The sequence below is a fragment of the Pectobacterium sp. PL64 genome (assembly GCF_022477975.1).
Taxonomy (GTDB): domain Bacteria; phylum Pseudomonadota; class Gammaproteobacteria; order Enterobacterales; family Enterobacteriaceae; genus Pectobacterium; species Pectobacterium jejuense.
The window spans coordinates 1,339,639-1,364,334 of sequence record NZ_CP092070.1 but is presented as its reverse complement, the minus strand read 5'-3'; the positions used below and the strand labels follow the sequence as shown (position 1 = coordinate 1,364,334).

Genomic DNA, 24,696 nt, shown 5'->3' with positions numbered 1-24,696 from the left:
TAACAGTAATAGCCAAAAAACCGGGGTGACTACGGCGTGACTTTGGCCTGTTCCAGCGCCTGTTTCACCGCATTAATCACCCCCTGGCTCGATAACGTTGCCCCCGTGACCGCATCCACCTTGTTAATGTCCTGCTTCTCAATGAGTTCCGGCACAATCTGATCCGTCGCGCTCAGCATCATCGCTTCGGTATCGCCATGCTTCAGCACTTCAGCATTGGCGATCTTCCCGTCTTTAATGCTAACCGTGACCTCAACTTCTGCTGCCTTCCCCTGCGCTTTACCGATGTAGGCACCGTCTTTGTAGTGCACCCCATCACTACCATGAACGGACAGAGAGAACGCCATCACTAACGTAGCCAGCGTCGCCGAAATAGATTTTTTCATCATTTCCCCCTGTGCAAATAGAACAATAAAAACAACAATTCAATAACCAGAAAATAACAGTTAATTAAAGCCTAATAATTGATAATAAGATTTCGTTTCAATATTATCCAATGGCAATTGAAGCCGTAACGCACACTCTATACACCGTTCTCTGAGTGCTTTCAACTGGGTCTCATCATCGGTCATTACTGATATTTCCACGAAATAACCCAGTGATTCAATATAATCGAGCGTAATATGGAAGGCGTTTAAAAAGTAGATGCTACGGATTTTATGTATTTCAAAAAGAGGTCGATACCCCAACGTCTGTAGCATGCTGTCGGTTTTTTCAAAGTCTTCGACGTTAACCGCTTCGCAGCGATCGACGCCCGGCCCTTTCACAATCCAGAGCTTAATGCCCGATGGCTCCATGCGGCGCACCCGCATTTTGATATTTTGCTGCTGTAGGCGATTCTCTGCATCATCGTAATAAACATCGTGTTCTTTATTTTCAAAGACGAAAGCCTCGGGATGAAGGCTAAAAAGCGTATTCCTGAAAACAGCGATATCGTCGATGCGAAATTTAAGCTCAACTTCATATTTCCCTGTGAAATGTTCAACCATGTTCTTTCCCCTCACTGGATTCCCTGAAATAACATTGACTCTCCGCTACATCATTCAGCGTTTTATTACGCTGTCATACGGAAATTCAAGATAATAATGATTCGGTCATCCGCAAAATAGATCATACAGGTAACATAATATGGCCCAGGGGCCGTCCTCTAACCCTCCTTGATTAACACCCCCACATCCTGTCACATCCTGGTACCGCGATAGCATGACCTTGATAATCATGCTGCGTTATTACCTTACAACGTCAGATATCCCGATCGCAATTTCCTGACAACGAATATTGTTAGATGAATGCTATCGGCGATTTCTCAGCAAAAAAATGCGGTCAGAATCCTTGCTGGACGCTGACCGCCGTTAATAGTAGCTGAGAAGGGAAAAACCGCTAGTTCTTCACGCAGCAACTGCAGGTAATAGCAAAATCAGTGCAGAATCGAAGCTGTGATGGTGCATAAACTCACGAAAAATTAGTAATCGGGCGGAAAAAGCGTTCTCTAGTGGAATCCCCTCCCAGCTTGCCGGACTCCCCTGCATGACGCGTTCCAGACGTTTAAATGTCCGTTCCATATCATCTTGCGGTAAACGCCAGCCTGCTTCCTCTTCTTCTGCTCCCGAAATCTGTGCAAGAGCCACTAATGCGGGGTCGAAAGAAAACAGAACGGAATCCGCTGGGATGTCGTGGCGAATGCGCGTCACTTCATCCTCTACCGCCATGATCGCCCGCTCCATCTCGTCTGGCGTGGGGGGAAGATGCTTGAAAAACGCCGCCGCCGTTTTGTCAAAACCGATGGTCAATTGCAGGGTTGCCGACGGTTGTGACGCCGTTCCGCAGACAACCGTCGTCTGCTGTTCGCCAATGTACAGCACCGTTACCGGCACATCCGGCGCGACACGCTGTCTGGCAAGCGAATACGCCTGTTGCAGATTCACATCATTTTCCATCACGGCCCCCCCCTTATTTAGTGCTGCCCCTCATGCTGGCAGCAGCGTGCAATACCAGCGATATCGGCGGGCGTGGTTCGGCAACAGCCGCCAATCAGCCGTGCGCCTGCTGCTTGCCACTCGGGCAAATACGCTGTCAGTGAGCAGGCGTCATCGTGAGCGTTGCTCCAGGTCTTCGTTACCGCATCATACTGCTCGCCGGAATTGGGATAAACCACCAGCGGCAAATCCGTCAGTGAAGACAGGTGCGTCAGCGCGGGCGTCACGTTTTCCAGCGCGATGCAGTTGATACCCACGGCAACCACCTGCGAACAGGCATTGACCCGCGCCAGCACAGTGCGCAACGGCGTGCCGTCACTCAGATGCTCGCTGTCACGCAGCGTAAAGGAGAACCAGGCCTGCGCCTGAGGGAATTCGGCCAGTAACGCAATCAGCGCCTCTATTTCGGCAAAAGACGGCAGCGTCTCGCAGGCCAACAGATCGGCACCCGCTTCATGCAGCGCCGCTATACGCGGCCGATGAAACGCCATCATCTCAGCCTGCGGCAGCTGATAATCACCGCGATACTCGGAACCATCCGCCAGATAGGCACCGTACGGCCCCACCGATCCCGCCACCAGCAGCGTGCCAGCCTGCGAATTATCGCGACGGTAATCATCCCGCGCCTGCGCCGCCAGCTGTACGCTCTTGGCAATCAGCGTCAGTGATTCCGCCTCGCTATACCCGCGCGCCTTAAACCCTTGCGGCGTCGCCTGATAGCTGGCGGTAATCGCACACTGTGCCCCGGCTTTGAAATAATCGAGATGCACCTGATAAATCAGCGCCGGATTTTCAACCAGCACTTTCGCCGACCATAGCGGATCCGTTAAATCACAGCCGCGCGCTTCCAGTTCGGTCGCCAACGCGCCGTCCAGCACAATCGTTGATGCCGTCGCCAGCATTTCGGTAACCGTATTCTTACGCAATGTCTTCCGCTCCCGTTAATCTACGTTTCTTCATTGACTGCGTGAAATAATAAGCACCATAGCACAGCGCGACAAACGGAATTCCACACCACAGGGCAATCCGCTGGCTTGGGTCAAACGCCAGCCCGACGCAGGCCAGCAAGCACAGCAGGAAGCCAAGAATCGGCGTGATGGGGAACCAAGGGGCGCGATATTGCAGGTCGGAAAGCGGTTTGCCCGAACGGACATGGTGACGGCGGAACATATAGTGCGAGGCGCAGATGCTCAGCCACACCGCCACCACGGCAAAACCGGAAATCGCGGACAGCGCCACATAGACGGTATCCGGCGCGACCACGCTGGAAAACAGCGCCAGCAGCCCGCCCAGCATACTGACGGAAATCGCAAAAAGCGGAATACCACGACGCGTCAGACGAGAGAAACGGCGCGGCAACGTGCCTTCGTTGGACAGCGACCACAGCATACGCCCCGAGGCATACAGCCCCGAGTTAGCGGCAGACAGGATCGCCGTCAAAATCACGAAATTAAAAATGTCGGCGGCGTAAGGAATACCAATTTTTTCAAACACCAGCACAAACGGGCTTTTAGCGATCCCGGCCTCTTCCATCGGAATGATCGCTGCCAGTACCAGCACCGTGCCCAGAAAGAAGATCACCAGTCGCGCAACGGTAGTACGAATCGCCATCGGCACCACCTTCTGCGGATTCTCGGTTTCTCCAGCCGCGATACCGATCAGCTCCGTACCGGAGAAGGCGAAGTTTACCGCCACCATCGTCATCAGGATCGGCAGGCCACCGTGTGGGAACCAGCCAGACGCGGTAATGTTCTGGAAGAACGGTGCGGGTGAACCGTCCTGCATCGGAATAAAGCCAAACATCGCGCCAGCACCGAGCACGATAAAAGCGAGAATCGTGACGACTTTAACGATAGAGAACCAAAATTCGCCTTCGGCAAAGAAGCGGGACGACACAATATTCAGCAGATAGATCAGCACACAAAACAGCAGACACCAGGTCCAGACTGGCACCAGCGGAAACCAATACTGCATGCAAAAGCCGGCCGCGGTCAGGCTGGAGCCCAGTGCAACCGTCCACGTCAGCCAATACAGCCACGCCACGGTATAGCCGGTTGCAGGGCTGAGATAGCGGGACGCATACACATGGAACGCCCCGGTTTCCGGCATGGCAACGGACAGCTCACCCAAACTCAGCATCACCAGATACACCACCAGCGCGCCGATCAGATACGCCAATAGCGTTCCGGCCGCACCCGTCGTGGAAATAATGTAGCCCGTATTAAAAAACAGGCCGGTACCGATGACGCCACCGAGCGAAAGCATCACCAAATGGCGAGCTTTCATGGTGCGCTTAAACTGACCTTCCGTGCCTGATGCGTGTTGTTCCATAATGACCTTTCGTTATAGACGTCTAAACTTCCAGATAGATAGAGTGTTATACCGTCAACCGATTCGTAAAGTAAAGTGCAGGCCAGCGCGAGAGTGATGGGGTGCGTTAAAACTGAACAGCGTCATGAGAACACGAAGCGTGGGAAGACAGGAAAAAAGAAACGGTAAGCCTTTATGGCTCACTACAGACCGTGACAAATCTATTTACCAAACGAAAACGGAAGTAACGGAATAGAAGAGTAAAGCGTTTGCGCCATGGACAAAAACGTCAGGAACGTTTTTGAACGTCGCTAGCGACGGCCCTAAAAGGGTGAATCTCAGGGATGAGATTCATATCCGCGCAATCCGAGCGCACAAGGATGTGTTTACAGCGTCTTTACGATCTATCCGTTACTACCGCTCTACGGGCTTTATCAGCAATCGCCTATGGCTCACCAATCACACGTGCGATATCCGCCGAGGTCTTCAATGTGCGAATCTCGCTGAATAAGTCGGTGGCGTCGTCGTACTCTTTACGCAAATAGCCGAGCCACTGTTTGATGCGCGCGACGTGATACAGTCCCGTGTCGCCCTGCTTTTCCAACTGCACATACTTTTGTAGCAGCAGCATGACCTCCGGCCACGGCATGCGCGGTTCGTTATACTTAATCACGCGGCTCAGGTTCGGCACATTCAGCGCTCCCCGCCCGATCATCACCGCGTCGCAGCCCGTTGTCGCCATACAGTCCTGCGCGCTTTGCCAGTCCCATATTTCGCCGTTGGCGATCACAGGAATCCGCAATCGCTGGCGGATTTCCCCTATTGCCTGCCAGTTAATGCATTCGGCCTTGTAACCGTCTTCTTTCGTGCGGCCATGCACGGCCAGCTCGCTTGCGCCCGCCTGTTGCACCGCGTCAGCAATTTCAAACTGGCGAGCGCCGGAATCCCAGCCCAGCCGGATTTTCACCGTGACTGGCAAGTGTGCGGGCACCGCCTCACGCATCGCTTTTGCGCCCCGATAAATCAGTTCAGGATCTTTTAACAGCGTCGCCCCACCCCCGCTGCCGTTCACCAGCTTCGACGGGCAACCGCAGTTAAGATCGACACCATACGAGCCTAGTTCGACAGCCCGTGCCGCATTTTCCGCCAGCCACTGTGGATATTGTCCCAGCAGTTGAACACGTACCAACGTGCCTGATGGCGTGCGGCTGGCATGGTGTAATTCCGGGCAAAGGCGATAAAAGGATTTAACCGGCAGACACTGATCCACCACGCGTAAAAATTCGGTGATGCACAGGTCATAATCATTTACTTCAGTCAGCAGTTCTCGCACCAATGAGTCGAGAACCCCTTCCATCGGGGCAAGCAGAACACGCATAACGCTACTCGGTAACCATTCGATCGTTAATCACAGCCATTCAGGCCAAAAAAAGCAGGCAATCTTAGGGGGTATTGTACGGGGAACGCAACGGGAAAGATAACGCAGGGCAGGCCATGAGGTTGCCTCTTGTGAACATATCATCAATAATTCGTGACGAACTTGTGCCGACACCGTCCTTACGGACCACAACGAAGTGACCATTTCTTATGTCGAATGTCAAAACTATGCAGAACGTCAAAACCGCTGCACTGCAACGTCCACAGCTTTCTCTGCCGAATGATGCCGACAAGCTGTTGCTGCACTCCTGCTGCGCGCCCTGCTCTGGTGAAGTCATGGAAGCCATCACCGCTTCTGGCATAGATTACACCATTTTCTTTTATAACCCCAATATCCACCCGCAGCGCGAATACCTGATCCGCAAAGAGGAAAACATCCGTTTCGCCGAACAGCATAACGTGCCTTTCATCGATGCGGATTACGATACGGATAACTGGTTTGAACGCGCCAAAGGCATGGAGTGGGAACCGGAACGCGGCATTCGCTGCACCATGTGCTTTGATATGCGCTTCGAGCGCACGGCGCTGTACGCCGCAGAAAACGGCTTTAGCGTCATTTCCAGCTCATTGGGGATTTCCCGCTGGAAAAACATGCAGCAGATTAACGAATGTGGTCAGAACGCCGCGCAGAAATATCCCGGCATCACCTACTGGGATTACAACTGGCGCAAAGGCGGCGGCTCATCGCGCATGATCGAAATCAGCAAACGCGAACGTTTCTATCAACAGGAGTATTGCGGCTGCATTTATTCTCTGCGCGATTCCAATAAGCATCGCAAATCACAGGGGCGCGATATTATCCGCATCGGTAAGCTGTATTACGGTGATGAAACCGAGTAACTGTGCTCTACCTAAATCAGGCACGCCGTGCAGCGTGCCGTTTTCACTGCATCTTATTTCTTCACGTCTACCTGATAGAAAATATGCTTACCGAACGGATCAACCTCATATCCGGTCACTTCCTTACGCACGGGTTCAAAGATGGTGGAATGCGCAATCATGACGGCTGGCGCCTGATCGTGCATCATCTGCTGCGCCTGCTTGTACAGGGCAATACGCTGCTCGTGATCCTGTGAAGCGCGCGCTTCGATAATGAGTTTATCAAACGGCTCATAACACCATTTTGCCGAGTTGGATCCGCCGTTGGCCGCCGTACAGGTAAAGAGCGGCCCGAAGAAGTTATCAGGATCGCCCGTTGCCGTTGTCCAGCCCATCAGTGCCGCCTGATGCTCACCGCCTTTCACTCTTTTCAGGTATTCGCCCCACTCGAAGGTGACAATTTTGGCCTGCACACCAACTTTCGCCCAGTCCGCCTGAATCATCTCCGACATGCGGCGGGCGTTCGGGTTATACGGACGTTGCACTGGCATCGCCCACAGTTCGATAGCGGTGCCCTCCGCCAAACCGGCTTCCTTCAGTAACGCCTTTGCCTTCTCAGGATCGTATTCATAGTCTTTCAGGTCGCTATCGGCACTCCAGACACCCGGCGGCAGCAGGTTTTTCGCCGCCGTTCCGGTCCCCTGGAAAACGGCTTCGATTATCGCCGGCTTGTTAATCGCCATCGTTAACGCCTGCCGTACTTTCACATTATCCGTCGGTGCTTTCTGAGTATTGAACGACAGGAAACCGGTGTTCAGTCCGGCCTTTTGCATCAACACGATGTCCTTATTTTCTTTCATGCGCGGCAGGTCGGCGGGATTAGGGAACGGCATCACCTGACACTCATTCTTCTCCAGCTTGGCGTACCGCACGGAGGCATCCGGTGTAATAGTGAAAATCAGCCGATCCAGTTTGGCCTTGCCTTCCCAATAGGCGGGAAACGCCTTAAACAGGATGCGGGAATCTTTCTGATACTGCGCTAATTCAAACGGTCCGGTGCCAATCGGCTCCATGTCCACGCGCTCCGGCGTCCCGGCTTTAAGCATCGCATCGGCATATTCCGCAGAGAGAATAGACGCGAAGTACCAGGCTAAATCGGCCAGAAACGGCGCTTCCGCATGGGAGAGCGTAAAGCGTACCGTGTGGTCATCCACTTTCTCGATGCTCTGAATCAACGAGCCAAAGGACAAGCTCTCAAAATTGGCATAGGTTCCTTTCGAGACGCTGTGGTAAGGGTGCTGCGGATCTTTTTGCCGCATGAAGGAGAAAATAACGTCGTCGGCGGTAAAATCGCGCGAAGGTTTGAAGTATTTATTGCTCTGGAATTTCACGCCTTTGCGCAAATGGAAGGTATAGACGCGCCCATCAGCGCTGATGTCCCAACGCTCCGCCAGACTCGGCACCAGCTCAGTGGTCCCCACCTTGAAATCCACCAGACGGTTATAAATCGGCACGGCGCTGGCATCCACGCTGGTGCCGGAGGTGTAAAGCTGCGGATTAAAGTTTTCCGGCGATCCTTCAGAGCAGTACACCAGCGTATTCGCCGAGGCCGCTGAGGCGACCGCAAGCGTCAATGCTGCCAGAGTCAATCGTATTCCTGCTTTTTTCATTCCAGTCCTCGCTTGTTGTGTTATTCGTGTCCCATTTAGTGTTATTCGTGTCCCATTTAGTACGTTTGCTTTCTGACGTCCCCTGCCTGAAAGAGAAAGCCATGACAATAAAATGACAAATAAAACCACCGAATGAAATAATTTCTACGTTAGGATAACTGTCATAGCTATTACTGAATAAAAAGGATTCGTTATGACAGACCGTTTAGCTCAGCAGCTCAGCACGCGTTTTTACCGTTACCTCGCCGTCACCAGCCAAAGCGATGCCCGTTCGACAACGTTGCCTAGCACACCGGAACAGCATGAGATGGCGCGATTGCTGGCGGACGAACTGCGCGCGCTGGGTCTACAGGATGTGGTGATTGATGAGCACGCCACAGTGACGGCCGTGAAGCCGGGTAACTGTCCGTCCGCACCGCGCATCGGTTTTATTACTCATATCGATACAGTTGACGTTGGTCTGTCGCCGCATATTCACCCGCAAACGCTGCGCTTTACCGGTGAAGACCTGTGTCTGAATGCCGAACAGGACATCTGGCTACGCACGGCGGAACACCCAGAAATTCTGCCGTATGTTGGGCAGGACATTATTTTTAGCGACGGCACCAGCGTACTCGGCGCGGACAACAAATCTGCCGTTACCGTGGTCATGACGCTGATGGAGAACCTGACTGGCGCGACGCCGCACGGCGATATCGTGGTAGCCTTCGTGCCGGATGAAGAGATTGGGTTGCGTGGAGCGAAAGCGCTCGATCTTAAACGCTTCGATGTTGATTTTGCCTACACCATCGACTGCTGCGAGCTGGGTGAAGTGGTGTATGAGAACTTCAATGCAGCTTCCGCAGAAATTCGCTTTACCGGTGTGCCAGCGCACCCGATGTCGGCGAAAGGCGTGCTGGTTAATCCGCTGCTCATGGCGCATGACTTTATCAGCCAGTTCGATCGCCAGCAGACGCCGGAGCATACGGAAGGACGCGAGGGCTATGTCTGGTTTAACGACCTGACGGCGAACGCCAATGAAGCGAAGCTCAAAGCATCTATCCGCGATTTTGATTTAGCCACGTTTGAACAGCGGAAGCAGCAGATTGCCGCAATCGCAGAGAAGATTGCTGCGCAGTACCCGACTGGCAACGTGACCTACACCCTCACCGATATCTACAGCAATATCAGCAACGCCATCACCGACGATCGCCGCGCTATCGACCTGCTGTTTGCCGCACTGGACACGCTAGGCATTGAACCCAAGGTGACGCCAATGCGTGGCGGCACGGACGGCGCTGCGCTGTCTGCCAAAGGGTTGCTGACGCCGAACTTCTTTACTGGCGCACACAATTTCCACTCGCGCTTTGAGTTTCTTCCTGTGCCATCGTTTGTGAAATCGTATGAAGTAGCGCTGAATTTATGCCTGCTGGCAGCGAAGTAATCGCGTCCAGAAAAGCGTGAGGCGGACACCTGTCCGCCTCAACAACGCCTCACTGACTGTTTGCCCGTCTACTTTCTCCGGTCTACTTCTGCGCCAGCCGCAGCGCCGACGGCGTCAGGCCATATTCCTTTTTGAATTGGTGGCTCAGGTGGCTGGCGGAGCTGAACCCGCAGGCCAGCGCAATGTCCGTAATCGACAGCGCACCCTCTCGCACGAGCGCCTCCGCGCGGGTCAACCGCTGTTTCAGAACATACTGATGCGGTGCCATGCCCACGCTCTGGCGAAACATGCGTGCAAAGTGAAACTCGCTAAGCCCCGCCTCCGCCGCCAGCGTCTGTAGCGTCAGCGGCTGATCGAGATGTGCCTCAATTTGCATCTTACTGCGCCGCAGTACAGCAGGTGCCAGCCCGCCGCGCACCGTCGGCAGTTCCCACTGCAATTGGGTGTAGCCACGCAGCACCTGAATCATCAACAGCGTTGCGGCGCTACTCAGCACAAGCTGATTCGCCGAGTCGTCCCAGCGGTTGCTGAGCAGAAATTGCCGATACAGCGAGGTAATCAGCGGATCGCTACCAAATATCCGTTCTTCCGTGCAGATCGACGCCGGGCTGCGATCCCAGGTTTGCTCGGCCAGCTGCCGCAGGTGCGTATCGTCAAAATACAGATGCACAAACTCGAGGTCGCCACGGATGTCCCAGGTCGATGTACTCTGTTTCGGCATCAGGCAGAAACGATCCGGCCCGCCGCCGTTATGCCAGCCGTCCGCCGTTTTATGATAGCTCTCATAGCCATCCGCAATATAAAGGCTAAGCGTATGGTGTTCGGTGTTTTCCATCGTGACGCGGTCATGGCGGTTAAACCAGGAGGCCAGCCGTACGCCGGACGTCAGCTCAACGGTGTCGCGCAGCTCGGTTTTATGATGCAGCATGGTATCGAACGCTTTATAACGATGCATTGCTGCCTCCGTTTTTCATTTAACCGCAAGATTCTGTTATTCACCGCAAGGGGCTGAAAGCCCGCGACAAACGCACGCGCCATACTGCCGTCATGCACTCATGCGGAATCACTCAATGAATATCTTACTCTATTTTTCTGTCGTCCTGATTTGGGGCACGACCTGGATCGCGATTAGCCTGCAACACGGTGAAGTCACTGCCGAAGTCTCCGTGTTCTGGCGCTTTGCGCTGGCATCGGCCATCCTGCTGACGTTTCTGGCCCTGACACGTCGCCTGCGTCCGCTTTCGTCACGCGCTCATCTGCTGTGTATGGTACAAGGGCTATGCGTATTCGGCGTCAACTTTCTCTGTTTTTATCACGCCATCGCCTGGATTTCGAGCGGATTGGAATCCATCATTTTTTCGATGGCGGTACTGTTTAATGCCTTTAATAGCCGTATTTTCTTCGGCCAGCCGTTAACACGCAACGTGGCGATCGCCACACCGCTCGGGCTGATCGGCATCGTCGCGCTGTTCTGGCATGACCTGATGCAAATCGATGCTCAGCCCTATCTGCTGTGGGGCGTGGGATTGAGCATTCTGGGCACCTACTGCTTCTCACTCGGCAATATGATTAGCGCTCAGCACCAGCGACAGGGCCGCGACATACTGACGACCAACGGCTGGGGCATGGGATATGGCGCGCTGTGGATGGGGCTGTTCAGCCTGATTCAGGGGTATAGCTTCGCACCGGAGTACAGCGCCAGCTATCTGGGTTCCCTGTTCTATCTGGCTATCTTTGGTTCAGTCATCGGCTTCGGTGCCTACTTCAGCCTGATCGGTCGCATCGGTGCCAGTCAGGCAGCGTATACCACGCTGCTCTTTCCGCTGGTGGCACTGTCGATTTCGACACTATTTGAAGATTACCAGTGGCGGCCGAACGCGCTTGTCGGCCTGCTGCTGATTCTGGCGGGCAACGCAGCAATGTTCTATCGCCCACGCCGTCTGGCCGCACAGCCTGCCACGGTGAAATAACGCGATAAAAAAAGGGAGCCGCCGGGCTCCCTATCGATTTTACTTGTCCGCTGGCTTACTGCGGTTTTGCGGACGCGGCGCGCGGCGTTGACCTTCGCCACTGCCCTTACCGCTATTGCCTTTATTCCCACCCCACGGGCTGTCGCTATTACCGCCCGCTTTACGCGGCTGGCGATTGCCATCGGCCGGACGGCGCTCAGACTGACCGCGTGGTGCGCCAGACTGTGCGCGAGGAGATGCGTTACGCGCACCGCCACCGCCACGGTTGCCCTGACGGCCATTCACAATCGGCTCGGCCTTGATGGACGGATCCGGCTCGTAGCCTTCGATAGCGATACGTGGAATCTCACGCTTCAGCAAACGCTCGATGTCGCGCAGCAGTTTGTGCTCATCCACACAGACCAGCGACAGCGCTTCGCCCGTCGCTTCCGCACGACCGGTACGACCGATACGGTGAACGTAATCTTCCGGCACGTTTGGCAGCTCATAGTTCACCACGTGCGGCAGTTGGTCGATATCCAGGCCACGTGCAGCGATATCCGTCGCCACCAGCACACGAATGCTGCCATCTTTGAAGTTAGCCAGTGCACGAGTACGCGCCCCCTGACTTTTATTGCCGTGGATAGCGGCAGCGGTAATGCCGTCTTTTTCCAGCAGCTCAGCGAGGTGGTTAGCGCCGTGCTTGGTGCGGGTAAATACCAGCACCTGCTGCCAGTTATTTTCACCAATCAGCTGCGACAGCAGTTCACGCTTGCGGCGCTTATCAACAAAATGCACGTGCTGCGTAACCAGTTCAGACGGCGTATTACGACGCACGACTTCAACAGAGGCAGGATTCGTCAGCAGCTTGTTCGCCAGCGCTTTGATCTCATCAGAGAAGGTCGCGGAGAACAGCAGGTTTTGGCGTTTAGCAGGCAGCTTCGCCAGCACACGGCGAATGTCGTGAATGAAGCCCATATCCAGCATACGGTCCGCTTCATCCAGCACCAGAATTTCAACCTGTGACAGGTCAACGGCGCGCTGATGCTCCAGATCGAGCAGACGCCCCGGCGTTGCCACCAGAATATCTACGCCGCCGCGCAGTTTCATCATCTGTGGGTTAATGCTCACCCCACCGAATACGACCAGTGAACGCAGGTTCAGATACTTGCTGTACGCCTTCACATTTTCATCAATCTGCGCAGCCAACTCACGGGTTGGCGTCAGGATCAGCGCGCGTACCGGACGGCGACCTTTCCCTTTATGCTGCGCTTCACGGCTGGTCAGCAATTGTAATAACGGCAGCGTAAAGCCCGCTGTTTTACCCGTACCGGTTTGCGCGCTAGCCATTAAATCGCGCCCTTCCAGCACGACAGGAATCGCCTGACGCTGAACAGGAGTAGGATCGCGATAACCCTGCTCGTCAATCGCGCGCAGAATATCGGCACTCAGGCCGAGAGAATCAAATGACATAAAAAGAACAACTCCAGATCCGCTCTGACCGGACAGCAGCCGGTGTAGTTTTCAGAGGGTCAGTAAGACGGGTTTGCTGGGCCACTATTTACGTAACAACTCACGTAACACTTCACGTAACAACGACATACGCAACAACCACGGTGAACGAGCACAACTACGGTGCATGACTGCCGACGATTGTAGCAGAGATTCTGAGTACTAAGGGATTTTTATCTGTGCCAGCTCGTTTTTGTATGGCGAGCTTCCTGCCCGCCACCCTACGGGCCGTCGCAAGCCGAGCGTACATGGACGTATTCACAGCGTCTTTACGATCTATCCGTTATTCCCGCTCTACGGACTTTGTCAGCAATCTCAAAAACGTTCCCTACGTTTTTCTAGCGGGGCGCAGTAATGGGCAGTTTTGGCAGTATTCCTGCGGCTGTGACGCCTTGTAATAAAAACAGCAGGTGCGGCGAAAGCGCACGTCACGAAAGCTCACCGAGCGCCCCGCGACGGGAACCCGCGTTTTCGCACGAAAGAACGGTTTCAGCGGATTATCATCACAGCCAAAACGTTTGCCGGGCGCAGCCAGCAAGGCGTCAAAGTCCTGCTGCACCTGCTGTTCCAGCGTCATTCCCGGCGAGCACTCCGCCGCAGGATCGTCCCACTCAATACGCTGTTCGTATAACGAGAACACCCGCACCGCGACGTTTTCCCACAGAATGCGCAGCGGTGCGCCCGACACCGCCGACAGCGTATGCAGGATCGGCGACAGGTGTTGAGCAAACAGCGTATCGAATAGGCTATCGCGCCACGCGTCCCGTTGCCCTAGTTCCGGCAGGGAGACAGTGAGATCGTACAGCGGCATGGTCGATGTCCACAGACGCGCGTGTCCGAATTCCAACACGCAGTTATCCAGCGTCATGTTCAGCCCTTTGTTATACACCGACATGGCGTACAGGCTGGCGGCCGTGGTTAAGAAGCCAATCCGCTTCGCCAGCAGCGAAGCGGTAATCTTGATTGATGGCGACAGCAGCGGCGGCGTCAGCGTTTCCAGCAGCCAGCGGCAATACTCAGGATCCAACACCCTACGGCTCGGGCAACTCTCCTGCCCTGCGCGCTGTGCGGCATCCGTTAATTGCAGCGTGCCGGAGAGCATCGCCCACTGCGGTGCGGTCAGGCGGTTAGCCGACATCGGCCGCGCGCTCCGACGCTTCACGTCCAAACGGAATACACAGTGGCGTGCCGAAGAACGGATCGTCAATGATGCGACAGTTCAGGTTAAACACCGTCTTTACCGTGGCTTCCGTGAGAATATCGCGCGGGTTGCCCTGCGCAAATACCGTCCGATTATGGACGGCCACCATGTGATGTGCGTAGCGACACGCCAGATTCAGATCATGCAGCACCATAACGATGGTCTTGTGCTGCTGCGCGTTCAGTTCCCGCAACAAATCCAGCACCTCCATCTGATGCGCCAGATCGAGATAGGTCGTCGGTTCATCCAGCAGGACGATGTCGGTATCCTGCGCCAGCGTCATCGCGATCCAGACGCGCTGGCGCTGTCCGCCAGATAGCGAATCCACCGCGCGATCCTTTAATGCCAACACGCCGGTACTGCGCAACGCCTGAAGCACTTTCTCTTCATCCGTTGCCGACCACTGCCTCAACCACGACTGATGCGGGTAGCGCCCCATCTTCACCAGTTGATAGACCGTCAGGCCTTCCGGCGCGGTCGGCGTTTGCGGAAGAATCGCCAGCGACTTCGCCACCTCAACGGTGGATTGCCGATGGATATCCGCTCCGTTGACGATAATCGTCCCGCTCGTGGGTTTCAGCAGACGGGCAAACGACTTCAATAGCGTGCTCTTGCCGCAGCCGTTACTGCCCACCAGCACCGAAATCTTCTGGGCGGGCAGCGTGATATCCAGCGCATCAATCACGACCTGCTTTTCGTAACTCAACGTCAGCGACTGGCTGGCAATCGCCTCTCGGTTAGTGTGGGGGATGCGTGTTGGCTGCACATTCTCTGGCATAATCTTACAATCTCAATAACGTTGCCGAAGCAATAAATAGATAAAGAAAGGCGTCCCGAGCACGGAGATAAAAATGCCGGCCGGCAGATCCAGCGGTAAGAACGCCGTGCGGCCAATCAAATCGGCCACCATCACCAGTAATCCGCCCGTCAGCGCCGACACCAGCGCCAGTCCAGGGAATGAGCGACTCGCCAGCTTTTTCGCAATATGCGGGGCCAGCAGGCCGACAAACGCCATCGCGCCCGCATAGGCAATCGCCGCCCCTGCCAGCGCGACGCTCAGCGTCAGCAGCGCCAGCCGGATGCGCCCGACAGATTGCCCAACGCCGCAGGCCAGCGCGTCATCCAGCTCATGCACGTTAACGTGCCGCGCGAGCCCCACCAGAAACGGCGCGCCAAGCAGCAGCCAGCCCGCCAGCGCAGACACATGCTGCCACTGCGCGCCATAAATACTACCCGTCAGCCACACATAGGCCGTCAGCGTGGTGCCTATCGGGCTAAACACCAGCATCATCGTCACCGCCGCACCCATAATGGCGGACAGCCCAACGCCAACCAGCACCAGCCGCAACGGCGATGCGCCCTGCTTCCAGGCCAGCAGATAAATAGCAATAGCCGTCACCCACGCCCCGCCCATTGCCGCCAGCGGTAGCCAACGCTGGCTTATCGCCGTCGCCAGAAACGAGAGGAAGAACACCGCCGCCGCCGATGCCCCGCTGGTAATCCCCAGAATATCCGGCGAGGCCAGCGGATTGCGCACAATGCTTTGCAGAATCAGGCCGGATATCGCCAGCGCGCCGCCCACTAACAGCGCCAGCAACGCACGCGGCAAACGCAGGTCGTTGACGATAAAGTGCACACCGCTGTCTGCTTTTCCCTGCAGCGCTGACATCACCTGTGCGGGAGACAACACCACCTGTCCTAATGACAGCGACAGGAACACGACGGCTAACAGCACCAGCAGGAGCGACAACGCCACCGCAGACGTACGGCGATCAATCTGGCGCGAGACCCTTCCCACGCGCACGGTATACACCTTACCCATGCCGCATCCCCCTTCTCGCCAGATAAATGAAGAAGGGTGCACCCAGCAGCGCGGTCATCGCCCCAACTGGCACTTCCTGCGGCACGATCAGCAGACGCGAGGCGACATCGGCCAACAGCAACAGCGTGGCACCGAAAATAGCACAGCCCGGCAACAGCCAACGGTGATCGGCAGACAGCACGCGACGCACAATATGCGGCACAATCAGCCCGACAAAACCGATATTTCCTGCTATCGCCACCGCGCCGCCCGCCAGCCCGATCACGCACAGCCCGGACAGCGCACGCACCAATGCGGTTCGCTGCCCCAGTCCTTTGGCGATCTCGTCGCCCGCCACCAGAATATTCAGGTGGCGCGCCAGCAGCAGCGCGAGGAATAGTGCGATAACAAAATATGGCAGGAGCGGTAACAGCATCGACAGGCTGCGCCCGGACACCGAACCAGCCAGCCAGAACAACATGCTGTCCAGCCCGTCCTGATTGATCACCAGCAGCGCCTGCGTAAACGAAATAAACAGCGCGCTAATCGCGGCACCGGCCAGCACAATGCGTAAGTGGCTGGAACGGGCGTTGCCCAGCGTTCCCAACACATACACCATGACACCCGCAATGGCCGCACCCAGATAGGCCGTCCACGCCAGCGCGATCTGCGAGGAAAAGGTAAACAGGGAAGACAGCAGGACGATGGCAAACATGGCGCCGGCGTTAATGCCGAATATCCCCGGCGACGCCAGCGGGTTACGCGTCAGCGCCTGCATTAATGCCCCGGCGACGGCAAGACTGGCACCGACGACGATAGCAATCACCGTCCGCGACAGGCGGGTCGTCAGCACCAGTATGTGATCGATCTGCTGCGGATCGTAATGGAACAGTGAATTGAACACGGTTCCCAACGAAATAGTGGTTTGCCCCAGCATCAGGCTGGCGACGATACTCAGCAGCAGAAATACGACACCCGCTGCCGTCACGATGCCCTGTCTCATCGCGTAGGGTTCTCCTCTGCGATATCGCTTTTTTGACCGGCAGATTCGGCCTTGCCAGCAAACTGCCGTTCGATATCGTCCAGCATATTATTCGCTCCCAAGATACCGCCAGACAAACTCCAGGCCACGTTGTCCACCGGATAAACCTGTTGCTGCTGGGGCGCATGCAGCCGCTGCCAGAGCGGATGCGCCTGCCAGTCGCGATAGTTCTGCGCCACCGCAGGCTTGTCCGAACGCAGCAGAACAAAGAACAGATCGGCATCCACCACCGGAATGCTCTCTTTACTGGTGAGCTTTTGCATCACGCCTGACGTATAGCTTTCCGGCCGCGACCAGACAAAGCCGATTTCCGACAGCACCGATCCGGCAAAGCTGGCGGGCAGATAGCTGCGCATATGATCTTCACGGAATTCGAGAATAGACACGCTGAGCGGCCAGCGTTCGCCGAACCGCGCTTTCAACCGGTCACGCAGCGCATCCACGCGCCGATCCCAGTGGGCTAAAATCTCGTTCGCTTTCTCTTCCCTGTTCAGCGCCACGCCCATCATCTGCACTGTTTCTTTAAATTCAGACACCCTGTCTAGCGCAATCGTCGGCGCAATCTGCGATAGCAGGCCGTAGATTTTCTCATGCCGAAACGTAGACGCCACGATGAGATCGGGCTTGAGTAGCGCGATGGTTTCCAGACTGGGCTGCGTTTCCAGCCCGACCAGCGTTACGCCCTGTAAAGCAGGGCGAAGGTAGCGATAAGTCGGCTTCTCCGTCCACGATTCCACCACGCCAATCGGCTTAATTCCCAATGCCACGGCAGAGTCCGTCGCGCCCTGAAACAGCGTCACGATACGCAGCGGCGTCCCAGCCACGTTAGTCACACCGAGCGCATGCCGAATCTGACGCGGTGACTCAGCCGCCGGCACTAATGTCACCAGCAGAAAAGACAACAACACGGCCAGCGTAAAACGCTGCCGTGTTGCTGAACTGAGGACGTAATTAAATCGGTTAAGCTTAGAAATCAATCGAATAACCCAGCGTCACCGTACGACCACGCCCGGAGAAATAGCGCGTATTGTTAACAAGTCCCGCCTGCGAATAGTAGGTGATGTACTGTTTATCCAGCAGGTTCGCCACCGCAACGTTGAGGCGACCATACGGCAGCTTGTACCCCACAGCAGCATCCATCAACAGGTAACCGTCAAACGCCATACCTGCATCGTCAAAGCTGCGGCCAAAGGCATAATTCGCCTGCACGAATGAGCTCCATTGATCGTTCCAGTTCGCGGACCAACTGGTAATCAGGCGATCCGGCGCGATATTCAGGCCGTTAAGTTTTTTGTCCACTTTGCCATCTTTATTACTGTCATACTTACCTTCACTGTGCGCATAGGAAGCATTCACTTTGTGGCGTTCATTGATCTGATAGCCCGCTTTGACTTCGAAGCCTTGAATACGTGTTTTTTCACGCACGGAGACAAAGTTATCACCTCGAGCCTCTACACGGTCGCCCATCTTAGCGTTGGACTGATAATAGTTGGCCTCAAAATCAAAGCGATCTTTTTTAACCCGGAATCCCGTTTCCACGTTATTGGTGACAATCGGTTACAGGTCAGTAAAGTCGCTCATGCTAACACCTGGATTGTCTATAGCACGCAGCACACGCCCTACTTCCGGCATCCCGAAACCTTCGGAATAACTGGCAAACAGATCGACTGAATCGGTAATGGAATACACCGCACCAGCGTTATAAAGCGTTTCGTTAAACTTCAACGATCCGCCTTCGACAGCTACGCGGTTATTCGCTGCCACAGCCTGAAAACTGTCTACTTTTAGCTTCGCGGCTTCGTGGCGTACGCCACCATGCAGCACCAGATTATCCAATAATTGATATTCACCCTGAATAAACGGTGAGTAGCTGGTGTATTCCATCTCCGGCACATAGGTACGCTTGGTCAGATAGAGATCCTGTTTCCCCTTATCGTACAGGGTATCGAAACCGACTGTGACTTTCAGCGTATCATCCAGCAGATCGTCTTTGGTCAACGCCAGCTTGGTTCCGTACTTATTGGCTACTGAGCGAGATTGATCGTAAAGCGTTTTATCTGGAGCAATCGTCGTATCCTGGAAAGAGGATGAATTCGTCGCACCAAATAATGCTTCATAGCGCTGGTTAAAAAGCAGCGCCGACAGTTTCATTCCTGCCAGATCGTGGTGTTCATAGGTTAATCCTGAAGTCCAGATACTGTTATTCGGTGCCTCACCCGGTGGTGTGCCGCGTACCGACGTCGTCGGAATACCTTGTGTACGAATACCATCTACGCTGAGGTAGTTATTCTCGCCTTTGATGTGGTAGCGATTCACGCTCAGTTGAATGCGCTGATAGTCATCCAGCCAGTAGCCGACTTTCGCCAACAGGTCGTAAGAGCGGGAATCCATGGTATCGCCCTGCGTATTATCCACGCCGACGGGTCGGTTGTTGCCATCCAGATACAACCCTTGATTCTCATAGCCAATTGAGAACAGATAATCGAGATAGTCCTCACGTCCATCAACCCGATAGGTGGTTTTATAGCTGGCAGTTTCACCGCGAATTTTCTCTGTGGGCAGCGTGGTTTGCACATTGACGTGCTGGTTAAACGAACCATTTTCCGGCCGACGGGTGATGATATTAATCACTCCACCCAATGCGCCCAATCCGTTAGTGGCACTGGCGCCATGAATTACCTCTACACGTTCAACCATCGAAAAATCGATAGTGTGCATCTCACGACCGGTCGGACGCAGCGGGTTAGATTGTGGAATGCCGTCGATCATCACCAGCGGCGCACGCCCACGGAAGGTTTCACCGCTGCCGCTCATTTTCTGACGGCTGGGGGAGAACGAAGGCAGCAGGTTGCTGAGAATTTGTGACGAGTCGGAGGTGACCTGCATCTGCTGCTCGATTTGCTCTTTGGTAATCACCGTGACTACCTGCGGCGCTTTCTGCTGCTGGATATTCGAGCGTGAGGCGGTAATCACCATCTCATCACCGCTCGCCTCATCCTGTTTGGTCGTGTCATCCTGTGCATACGCCGGAGCAATCAGCACGCATGGCATCAATGCGAGTAAAGTGCGCATCTGGTTCACTGTCCTTCCCCTTTGGTTATGTATCCAACCGTCAATAAACGTCACGCCTGTGACGAGGTGCTTACCTGAAAACAGGCACGTCGTCGCAGACAAAAAAATGCCAAAATGCTTCGTCTCACGCGAAACATCTTGGCGGGTGATGATCCGTTCAGGCATTGAACACAGGTTTTTTCACTCTGTACGCCGTGTCAGTGCTGTCAGACCACTATGTCAGTACCAATACATATGTAATTGCTAATAACAATTATTATCATTCAATGAAATAAATTACAATTCTTTCTAATTCCTGCCATTTCTTTAACAAAATAAAGGCGTTACGCCAGATATGGGCGGAATTACGTGCGAACTGTAGCCGGATGCAATGCATTTTTGTGAACCCGATCACACCAAATCACCATCAACCCTTGTAACTCGTCATATGATTAATCATTTCCAGAAGTTAGAAACGACCTGCCCTCTTAACGGCCTGCGGGATCGCTACCGCTGCCAAGATCACCGCTGACAAACCAGGAACTATTCTTGATAAACAAGGAATTATGCGTGATGAACAAGAGAAAACTGGCGTTCGCCGCCCTCGTTCTTGTCCTGCTCGGTGCGGGTTATGGCCTTTATCACCACCAGCAACAGCAGGAAAAACCGTTAACGCTCTACGGCAATGTGGATATCCGCACCGTCAATTTGGCTTTCCGCGTCGGCGGCAGAGTGGCCGAGCTGAACGTTGATGAGGGCGATGCCGTGCAGGTGGGCCAGCCGCTGGCAACGCTGGACACCGCGCCTTATCTGAACGCACAGAATCAGGCACAGGCGAACCTCGCCAGCGCGCAGGCACAGCTTCAACTTTCGCAGGAAGGCTACCGACAGGAAGAGATCGCGCAGGTGCGATCTCAGGTTGCACAGAGTCAGGCGGCTTATGATTACGCCAACAGCTTCTACCAGCGTCAGCAAGGGCTGTGGGACAAACGCGCAATTTCCGCCAACATGCTGGACGACGCCAGAACGTCACGTAATCAGGCGCTTGCAACACTACAGGCCGCGAAAGACAAGCTGAGCCAGTTCGAAAGCGGTAACCGACCGCAGGAAATTGCCGCTGCTCAGGCAGCAGTAGCACAGGCCGAAGCCGGACTGGCGCAGGCAGAACTGAATAAACAGGATGCCGAACTGTTGGCACCGTCTCCCGGCGTAATCCTCACCCGCGCCGCCGAAAAAGGCAGCATGTTGGCGGCGGGCAGTACCGTTTTCACCCTTTCCCTCACTCGCCCGGTTTGGGTTCGCGCCTACGTGAGCGAGAAAGATCTCGGCCGCGTCGTGCCCGGCAGCCAGATGCTGATTTACACCGATGGCCGCCCCAATCAGCCCTATCGTGGCAAAGTCGGCTTTGTCTCGCCGAGTGCCGAATTCACACCGAAAAGCGTCGAAACGGAAGATCTCCGCACCGATTTGGTTTATCGCCTGCGCATCGTCGTTAACGATCCCGATGATGGCTTACGGCAAGGGATGCCGGTCACGCTGCGTTTTGAAGACGCACGCACGGAGGATGTCAATCGCGCTCACGAGCCCGTTCGCCATGACTAATTCTCCCGCGCAGATCGCGCTGGACAGGCTGGAAAAACGCTTTGCCGGACAGGAGAAACCCGCGCTCGCCAGCCTCACCGCCGAGATACACAGCGGTGCGGTTACCGGGCTGGTTGGCCCCGACGGCGCGGGTAAAACCACCCTGCTGCGCATGCTGGCGGGATTATTAACGCCCAGTAACGGAACACTGCGCGTGGCGAATCTGGATCCCATCAAAGAAGATCGTCAGCTCCATGCCATTTTGGGCTATATGCCGCAAAAATTCGGCCTGTATGAAGACCTGACGGTGATGGAAAACCTGACGCTGTATGCCGACTTGCGTGGTATCACTGGCGAAGTGCGCAGAGAAACGTTCGAGCGCCTGCTGTCATTTACCGATCTGACCCGCTTTACCGACAGGCTAGCAGGCAAACTGTCCGGCGGCATGAAACAGAAGCTGGGGTTGGCCTGTACGCTGCTGGGGCAACCCAAGGTGCTCCTGCTGGATGAGCCGGGCGTGGGCGTCGACCCGATCTCTCGCCGTGAATTGTGGCACATGGTGCACGAACTGGCTGACGACGGTATGTTGATCCTGTGGAGCACGTCTTACCTCGATGAAGCGGAGCAATGCCGGGATGTGCTGCTACTGAACGAAGGGGAACTGTTGTATCGCGGTGCGCCGCGCGATCTGACCGCCCGCATGGCCGGACGCTGCATTCTGATTGATACCGGAACGCGCCGACATCGGGATGTGTTACAGGAAGCGCTGCGTCTGCCACAGGTCAGCGACGGCGTGATTCAGGGGCAGTACGTCAGGCTGATGCTAAAACCCGATGCGGATCGAACATCGCTGCTCTCCGCCTTGCATCTGGAAGCAGGCAGCCTGCACGACACCGATCCACGCTTTGAAGATGCCTTTATCGACCTGCTGGGCGGCGGCCCAGCCAGTGATTCATCGCTGGCGAGCATCATGCCGCAGATTGACGTTAGCGGCGGTGAAACGGTGATTGAAGCCCAAGCGCTAACGAAAAAATTTGGTGATTTCGCTGCCACCGATCACGTCAGTTTTCAGGTGAAGCGAGGAGAAATCTTCGGTCTGCTCGGCCCGAACGGCGCGGGAAAATCGACCACCTTCAAGATGATGTGCGGCCTGCTGGTACCGACTGACGGTAAAGCGTTGGTGCTCGACATGGATTTGAAAACCAGCTCCGGCAAAGCCCGCCAGCATTTGGGCTACATGGCGCAGAAGTTCTCGCTCTACGGCAACCTGACCGTCGAACAGAACCTGCGCTTTTTCTCCGGCGTCTATGGACTCAAGGGCAAGGCGCAGCGCGATAAAATGGCCGGCATGACCGACGCCTTTAACTTTCAGCCCATTTACCACCAAACGCCGGACGCCCTGCCCCTAGGGTTCAAGCAGCGGCTGGCGCTAGCCTGTGCGCTGATGCACGAACCCGACATTCTGTTTCTCGACGAACCGACCTCCGGCGTCGATCCGCTGACACGGCGCGAGTTCTGGATACATATCAACGGCATGGTCAACCGTGGCGTCACGGTGATGGTCACCACGCACTTCATGGACGAAGCCGAATACTGCGATCGCATCGGGCTGGTGTACCGCGGCAAGCTGATCGCCAGCGGCACGCCGGACGAACTGAAGCATCAGGCGGCCAGCACACAGACGCCATCACCGACGATGGAGGAAGCGTTTATTGCGCTGATTCAGGCGTACGACGGGGAGGCGGAACATGGCTGAACAGAATAGGCCAGAGCAGGATAAAACGAGCCAGCATGGCAGCACGCATTTTTCCACGCGTCGCCTGCGGGCGCTGTGCCTGAAAGAGACGCGCCAAATCTTGCGCGATCCCAGTAGCGGGCTGATTGCGTTCGTCATTCCGCTGTTGCTGCTGTTTATCTTTGGCTACGGCATCAATCTGGATTCCAGCCGCCTGCATGTCGGTATCCTGATGGAACAGCAGAGTGAGGATGCGCGCGATCTGGCGAATACCTTCGCGGCGTCGCCGTTTATCGAGCCGACCATCAGCAATAATCGTCAATACCTGATCCAACAGATGCAGGCCGGCAGCATTCGCGGGTTGATCGTCATTCCTACTGACTTTGCCGAACGGCTGGCGCGGCCGGGCGATCGCGCGCCGATCCAGGTCATCACCGACGGTAGCGAACCCAACACGGCGAATTTTGTGCAGGGATACGCAGAAGGCATCTGGCTGCTTTGGCAACAGCAGCGGGCGGAAGATCGCGGCGAAACCTTCGAGCAGCTTATCGAGGTGCAATCGCGCTACTGGTTTAATCCGGCCGCCATCAGCCAGCATTTCATCATTCCCGGCGCGATCACTATCATCATGACGGTGATTGGCGCGATCCTCACATCGCTGGTGATTGCCCGTGAGTGGGAGCGCGGGACGATGGAGGCGCTGCTCTCTACGCAGGTCACCCGTGCCGAGCTGCTGCTGTCCAAACTCATCCCGTATTACTTTCTTGGGATGATCGCCATGACGCTGTGTATTCTGGTTTCTACCTTCATTATGCAGGTGCCCTATCGCGGTTCGCTGATTTTGCTGTTTGTCATCAGCAGCCTGTTCCTTGCCAGCACGCTGGGCATGGGGCTGCTGATCTCCACCCTCACCCGCAACCAGTTCAACGCCGCGATGGTAGCGCTGAATGCAGCATTTCTGCCAGCCATCATGCTGTCCGGCTTTATTTTTGAAATCGACAGCATGCCGGAATTTGTCCGCGGCGTGTCGTACATCATCCCGGCGCGCTATTTTGTCAGCACGCTGCAAACGCTGTTTCTCGCGGGGAATATCGGTACGGTGCTGATGACCAACCTGCTGTTTCTCATTCTCTCCGCGCTGGTCTTTATTGGCCTGACGGCCTGGCAAACCCGGCGCAGGCTGGATTAG

The 24,696-nt window shown here is 55.3% G+C and carries 20 protein-coding genes and 1 pseudogene; 6 read left to right on the top strand and 15 right to left on the bottom strand.

The features are described 5' to 3' along the window. Positions 1-29: 29 nt before the first annotated feature. From HP572_RS05850 to dusC, 6 genes are all read right to left on the bottom strand, one after another. Positions 30-386 carry an FMN-binding protein gene (locus tag HP572_RS05850; RefSeq protein WP_371745322.1) on the bottom strand — a complete coding sequence of 119 codons (357 nt, stop codon included), beginning with the start codon at positions 384-386 and terminating at the stop codon, positions 30-32. A 60-nt stretch (positions 387-446) separates the two neighbouring features. Further along, the gene (gene cyaB, locus HP572_RS05845; RefSeq protein ID WP_240585053.1) at positions 447-989 is read right to left on the bottom strand and encodes a class IV adenylate cyclase; all 543 of its coding nucleotides are present in this window, start codon (positions 987-989) and stop codon (positions 447-449) included. A gap of 399 nt (positions 990-1,388) precedes the next feature. Continuing rightward, positions 1,389-1,937, bottom strand: a complete 549-nt coding sequence (locus HP572_RS05840) for a hypothetical protein (RefSeq protein WP_240585702.1) — start codon at positions 1,935-1,937, stop codon at positions 1,389-1,391. Between the two features lie 17 nt (positions 1,938-1,954). After that, positions 1,955-2,902 carry a homocysteine S-methyltransferase gene (mmuM, locus tag HP572_RS05835; RefSeq protein ID WP_240585052.1) on the bottom strand — a complete coding sequence of 316 codons (948 nt, stop codon included), beginning with the start codon at positions 2,900-2,902 and terminating at the stop codon, positions 1,955-1,957. Next, entirely contained in the window at positions 2,895-4,307 is a 1,413-nt protein-coding gene (mmuP, locus tag HP572_RS05830; RefSeq protein WP_240585051.1) for an S-methylmethionine permease, read from the bottom strand. Before mmuP ends, mmuM begins: the two co-directional genes overlap by 8 nt. A 424-nt stretch (positions 4,308-4,731) precedes the next feature. Further along, positions 4,732-5,664, bottom strand: coding sequence for a tRNA dihydrouridine(16) synthase DusC (gene dusC, locus HP572_RS05825; protein WP_240585050.1), 933 nt, complete (start codon positions 5,662-5,664; stop codon positions 4,732-4,734). Between the two features lie 227 nt (positions 5,665-5,891). Between dusC and HP572_RS05820 the strand changes: the two genes are divergently transcribed. Next, entirely contained in the window at positions 5,892-6,563 is a 672-nt protein-coding gene (locus HP572_RS05820; protein WP_240585049.1) for an epoxyqueuosine reductase QueH, read from the top strand. Between the two features lie 53 nt (positions 6,564-6,616). Here the strand turns inward: HP572_RS05820 and HP572_RS05815 are convergent, their stop codons facing one another. Next, positions 6,617-8,212 carry an ABC transporter substrate-binding protein gene (locus HP572_RS05815; protein ID WP_240585048.1) on the bottom strand — a complete coding sequence of 532 codons (1,596 nt, stop codon included), beginning with the start codon at positions 8,210-8,212 and terminating at the stop codon, positions 6,617-6,619. A 193-nt stretch (positions 8,213-8,405) separates the two neighbouring features. On the opposite strand from HP572_RS05815, the gene pepT reads away from it, so the two are divergent. Next, on the top strand, positions 8,406-9,635 hold the full coding sequence (pepT, locus tag HP572_RS05810) for a peptidase T (RefSeq protein ID WP_240585047.1): 1,230 nt from the start codon (positions 8,406-8,408) through the stop codon (positions 9,633-9,635). Between the two features lie 82 nt (positions 9,636-9,717). Here pepT and HP572_RS05805 read toward each other — a convergent pair whose 3' ends face one another. Further along, the gene (locus tag HP572_RS05805; protein ID WP_240585046.1) at positions 9,718-10,590 is read right to left on the bottom strand and encodes a helix-turn-helix domain-containing protein; all 873 of its coding nucleotides are present in this window, start codon (positions 10,588-10,590) and stop codon (positions 9,718-9,720) included. 115 nt (positions 10,591-10,705) lie between these two features. Here HP572_RS05805 and HP572_RS05800 point away from each other — a divergent pair, with 115 nt between their 5' ends. Continuing rightward, positions 10,706-11,605 carry a DMT family transporter gene (locus HP572_RS05800; protein ID WP_240585045.1) on the top strand — a complete coding sequence of 300 codons (900 nt, stop codon included), beginning with the start codon at positions 10,706-10,708 and terminating at the stop codon, positions 11,603-11,605. 39 nt (positions 11,606-11,644) lie between these two features. Here HP572_RS05800 and rhlE read toward each other — a convergent pair whose 3' ends face one another. From rhlE to HP572_RS05765, 7 genes and pseudogenes are all read right to left on the bottom strand, one after another. Continuing rightward, positions 11,645-13,057, bottom strand: a complete 1,413-nt coding sequence (gene rhlE / locus HP572_RS05795; RefSeq protein ID WP_205551043.1) for an ATP-dependent RNA helicase RhlE — start codon at positions 13,055-13,057, stop codon at positions 11,645-11,647. A 367-nt stretch (positions 13,058-13,424) separates the two neighbouring features. Continuing rightward, the gene (locus HP572_RS05790) at positions 13,425-14,234 is read right to left on the bottom strand and encodes an IucA/IucC family C-terminal-domain containing protein (protein WP_240585044.1); all 810 of its coding nucleotides are present in this window, start codon (positions 14,232-14,234) and stop codon (positions 13,425-13,427) included. Then, positions 14,224-15,075 carry an ABC transporter ATP-binding protein gene (locus tag HP572_RS05785; protein ID WP_240585043.1) on the bottom strand — a complete coding sequence of 284 codons (852 nt, stop codon included), beginning with the start codon at positions 15,073-15,075 and terminating at the stop codon, positions 14,224-14,226. The genes HP572_RS05790 and HP572_RS05785 overlap by 11 nt, the downstream gene beginning before the upstream one ends. A 12-nt stretch (positions 15,076-15,087) precedes the next feature. Further along, positions 15,088-16,119 (bottom strand): iron chelate uptake ABC transporter family permease subunit, encoded by a 1,032-nt coding sequence (locus HP572_RS05780; RefSeq protein WP_240585042.1) that lies wholly within the window; start codon positions 16,117-16,119, stop codon positions 15,088-15,090. Then, positions 16,112-17,101 carry an iron ABC transporter permease gene (locus tag HP572_RS05775; RefSeq protein WP_240585041.1) on the bottom strand — a complete coding sequence of 330 codons (990 nt, stop codon included), beginning with the start codon at positions 17,099-17,101 and terminating at the stop codon, positions 16,112-16,114. The genes HP572_RS05780 and HP572_RS05775 overlap by 8 nt, the downstream gene beginning before the upstream one ends. Further along, positions 17,098-18,117 carry an ABC transporter substrate-binding protein gene (locus HP572_RS05770; RefSeq protein ID WP_240585040.1) on the bottom strand — a complete coding sequence of 340 codons (1,020 nt, stop codon included), beginning with the start codon at positions 18,115-18,117 and terminating at the stop codon, positions 17,098-17,100. The genes HP572_RS05775 and HP572_RS05770 overlap by 4 nt, the downstream gene beginning before the upstream one ends. Beyond that, positions 18,107-20,212: pseudogene (locus HP572_RS05765) on the bottom strand (TonB-dependent receptor). Before HP572_RS05765 ends, HP572_RS05770 begins: the two are co-directional and overlap by 11 nt. A gap of 552 nt (positions 20,213-20,764) precedes the next feature. On the opposite strand from HP572_RS05765, the gene hlyD reads away from it, so the two are divergent. The 3 genes from hlyD to HP572_RS05750 are packed head-to-tail and all read left to right on the top strand — an operon-like array spanning position 20,765 to position 24,696. After that, positions 20,765-21,793, top strand: coding sequence for a secretion protein HlyD (gene hlyD, locus HP572_RS05760; protein WP_240585039.1), 1,029 nt, complete (start codon positions 20,765-20,767; stop codon positions 21,791-21,793). Next, complete coding sequence (locus HP572_RS05755; protein WP_240585038.1) at positions 21,786-23,528, top strand: ATP-binding cassette domain-containing protein; 1,743 nt, start codon at positions 21,786-21,788, stop codon at positions 23,526-23,528. The genes hlyD and HP572_RS05755 overlap by 8 nt, the downstream gene beginning before the upstream one ends. After that, on the top strand, positions 23,521-24,696 hold the full coding sequence (locus HP572_RS05750; RefSeq protein WP_240585037.1) for an ABC transporter permease: 1,176 nt from the start codon (positions 23,521-23,523) through the stop codon (positions 24,694-24,696). Before HP572_RS05755 ends, HP572_RS05750 begins: the two co-directional genes overlap by 8 nt.

Bases quoted from the DNA above. Each gene is read 5' to 3' on its own strand.
- HP572_RS05850 (WP_371745322.1), bottom strand. From the start codon at position 386: ATGAAAAAATCTATTTCGGCGACGCTGGCTACGTTAGTGATGGCGTTC.
- cyaB (WP_240585053.1), bottom strand. From the start codon at position 989: ATGGTTGAACATTTCACAGGGAAATATGAAGTTGAGCTTAAATTTCGC.
- HP572_RS05840 (WP_240585702.1), bottom strand. From the start codon at position 1,937: ATGGAAAATGATGTGAATCTGCAACAGGCGTATTCGCTTGCCAGACAG.
- mmuP (WP_240585051.1), bottom strand. From the start codon at position 4,307: ATGGAACAACACGCATCAGGCACGGAAGGTCAGTTTAAGCGCACCATG.
- dusC (WP_240585050.1), bottom strand. From the start codon at position 5,664: ATGCGTGTTCTGCTTGCCCCGATGGAAGGGGTTCTCGACTCATTGGTG.
- HP572_RS05820 (WP_240585049.1), top strand. From the start codon at position 5,892: ATGCAGAACGTCAAAACCGCTGCACTGCAACGTCCACAGCTTTCTCTG.
- HP572_RS05815 (WP_240585048.1), bottom strand. From the start codon at position 8,212: ATGAAAAAAGCAGGAATACGATTGACTCTGGCAGCATTGACGCTTGCG.
- pepT (WP_240585047.1), top strand. From the start codon at position 8,406: ATGACAGACCGTTTAGCTCAGCAGCTCAGCACGCGTTTTTACCGTTAC.
- HP572_RS05805 (WP_240585046.1), bottom strand. From the start codon at position 10,590: ATGCATCGTTATAAAGCGTTCGATACCATGCTGCATCATAAAACCGAG.
- HP572_RS05800 (WP_240585045.1), top strand. From the start codon at position 10,706: ATGAATATCTTACTCTATTTTTCTGTCGTCCTGATTTGGGGCACGACC.
- rhlE (WP_205551043.1), bottom strand. From the start codon at position 13,057: ATGTCATTTGATTCTCTCGGCCTGAGTGCCGATATTCTGCGCGCGATT.
- HP572_RS05790 (WP_240585044.1), bottom strand. From the start codon at position 14,234: ATGTCGGCTAACCGCCTGACCGCACCGCAGTGGGCGATGCTCTCCGGC.
- HP572_RS05785 (WP_240585043.1), bottom strand. From the start codon at position 15,075: ATGCCAGAGAATGTGCAGCCAACACGCATCCCCCACACTAACCGAGAG.
- HP572_RS05780 (WP_240585042.1), bottom strand. From the start codon at position 16,119: ATGGGTAAGGTGTATACCGTGCGCGTGGGAAGGGTCTCGCGCCAGATT.
- HP572_RS05775 (WP_240585041.1), bottom strand. From the start codon at position 17,101: ATGAGACAGGGCATCGTGACGGCAGCGGGTGTCGTATTTCTGCTGCTG.
- hlyD (WP_240585039.1), top strand. From the start codon at position 20,765: ATGAACAAGAGAAAACTGGCGTTCGCCGCCCTCGTTCTTGTCCTGCTC.
- HP572_RS05755 (WP_240585038.1), top strand. From the start codon at position 21,786: ATGACTAATTCTCCCGCGCAGATCGCGCTGGACAGGCTGGAAAAACGC.
- HP572_RS05750 (WP_240585037.1), top strand. From the start codon at position 23,521: ATGGCTGAACAGAATAGGCCAGAGCAGGATAAAACGAGCCAGCATGGC.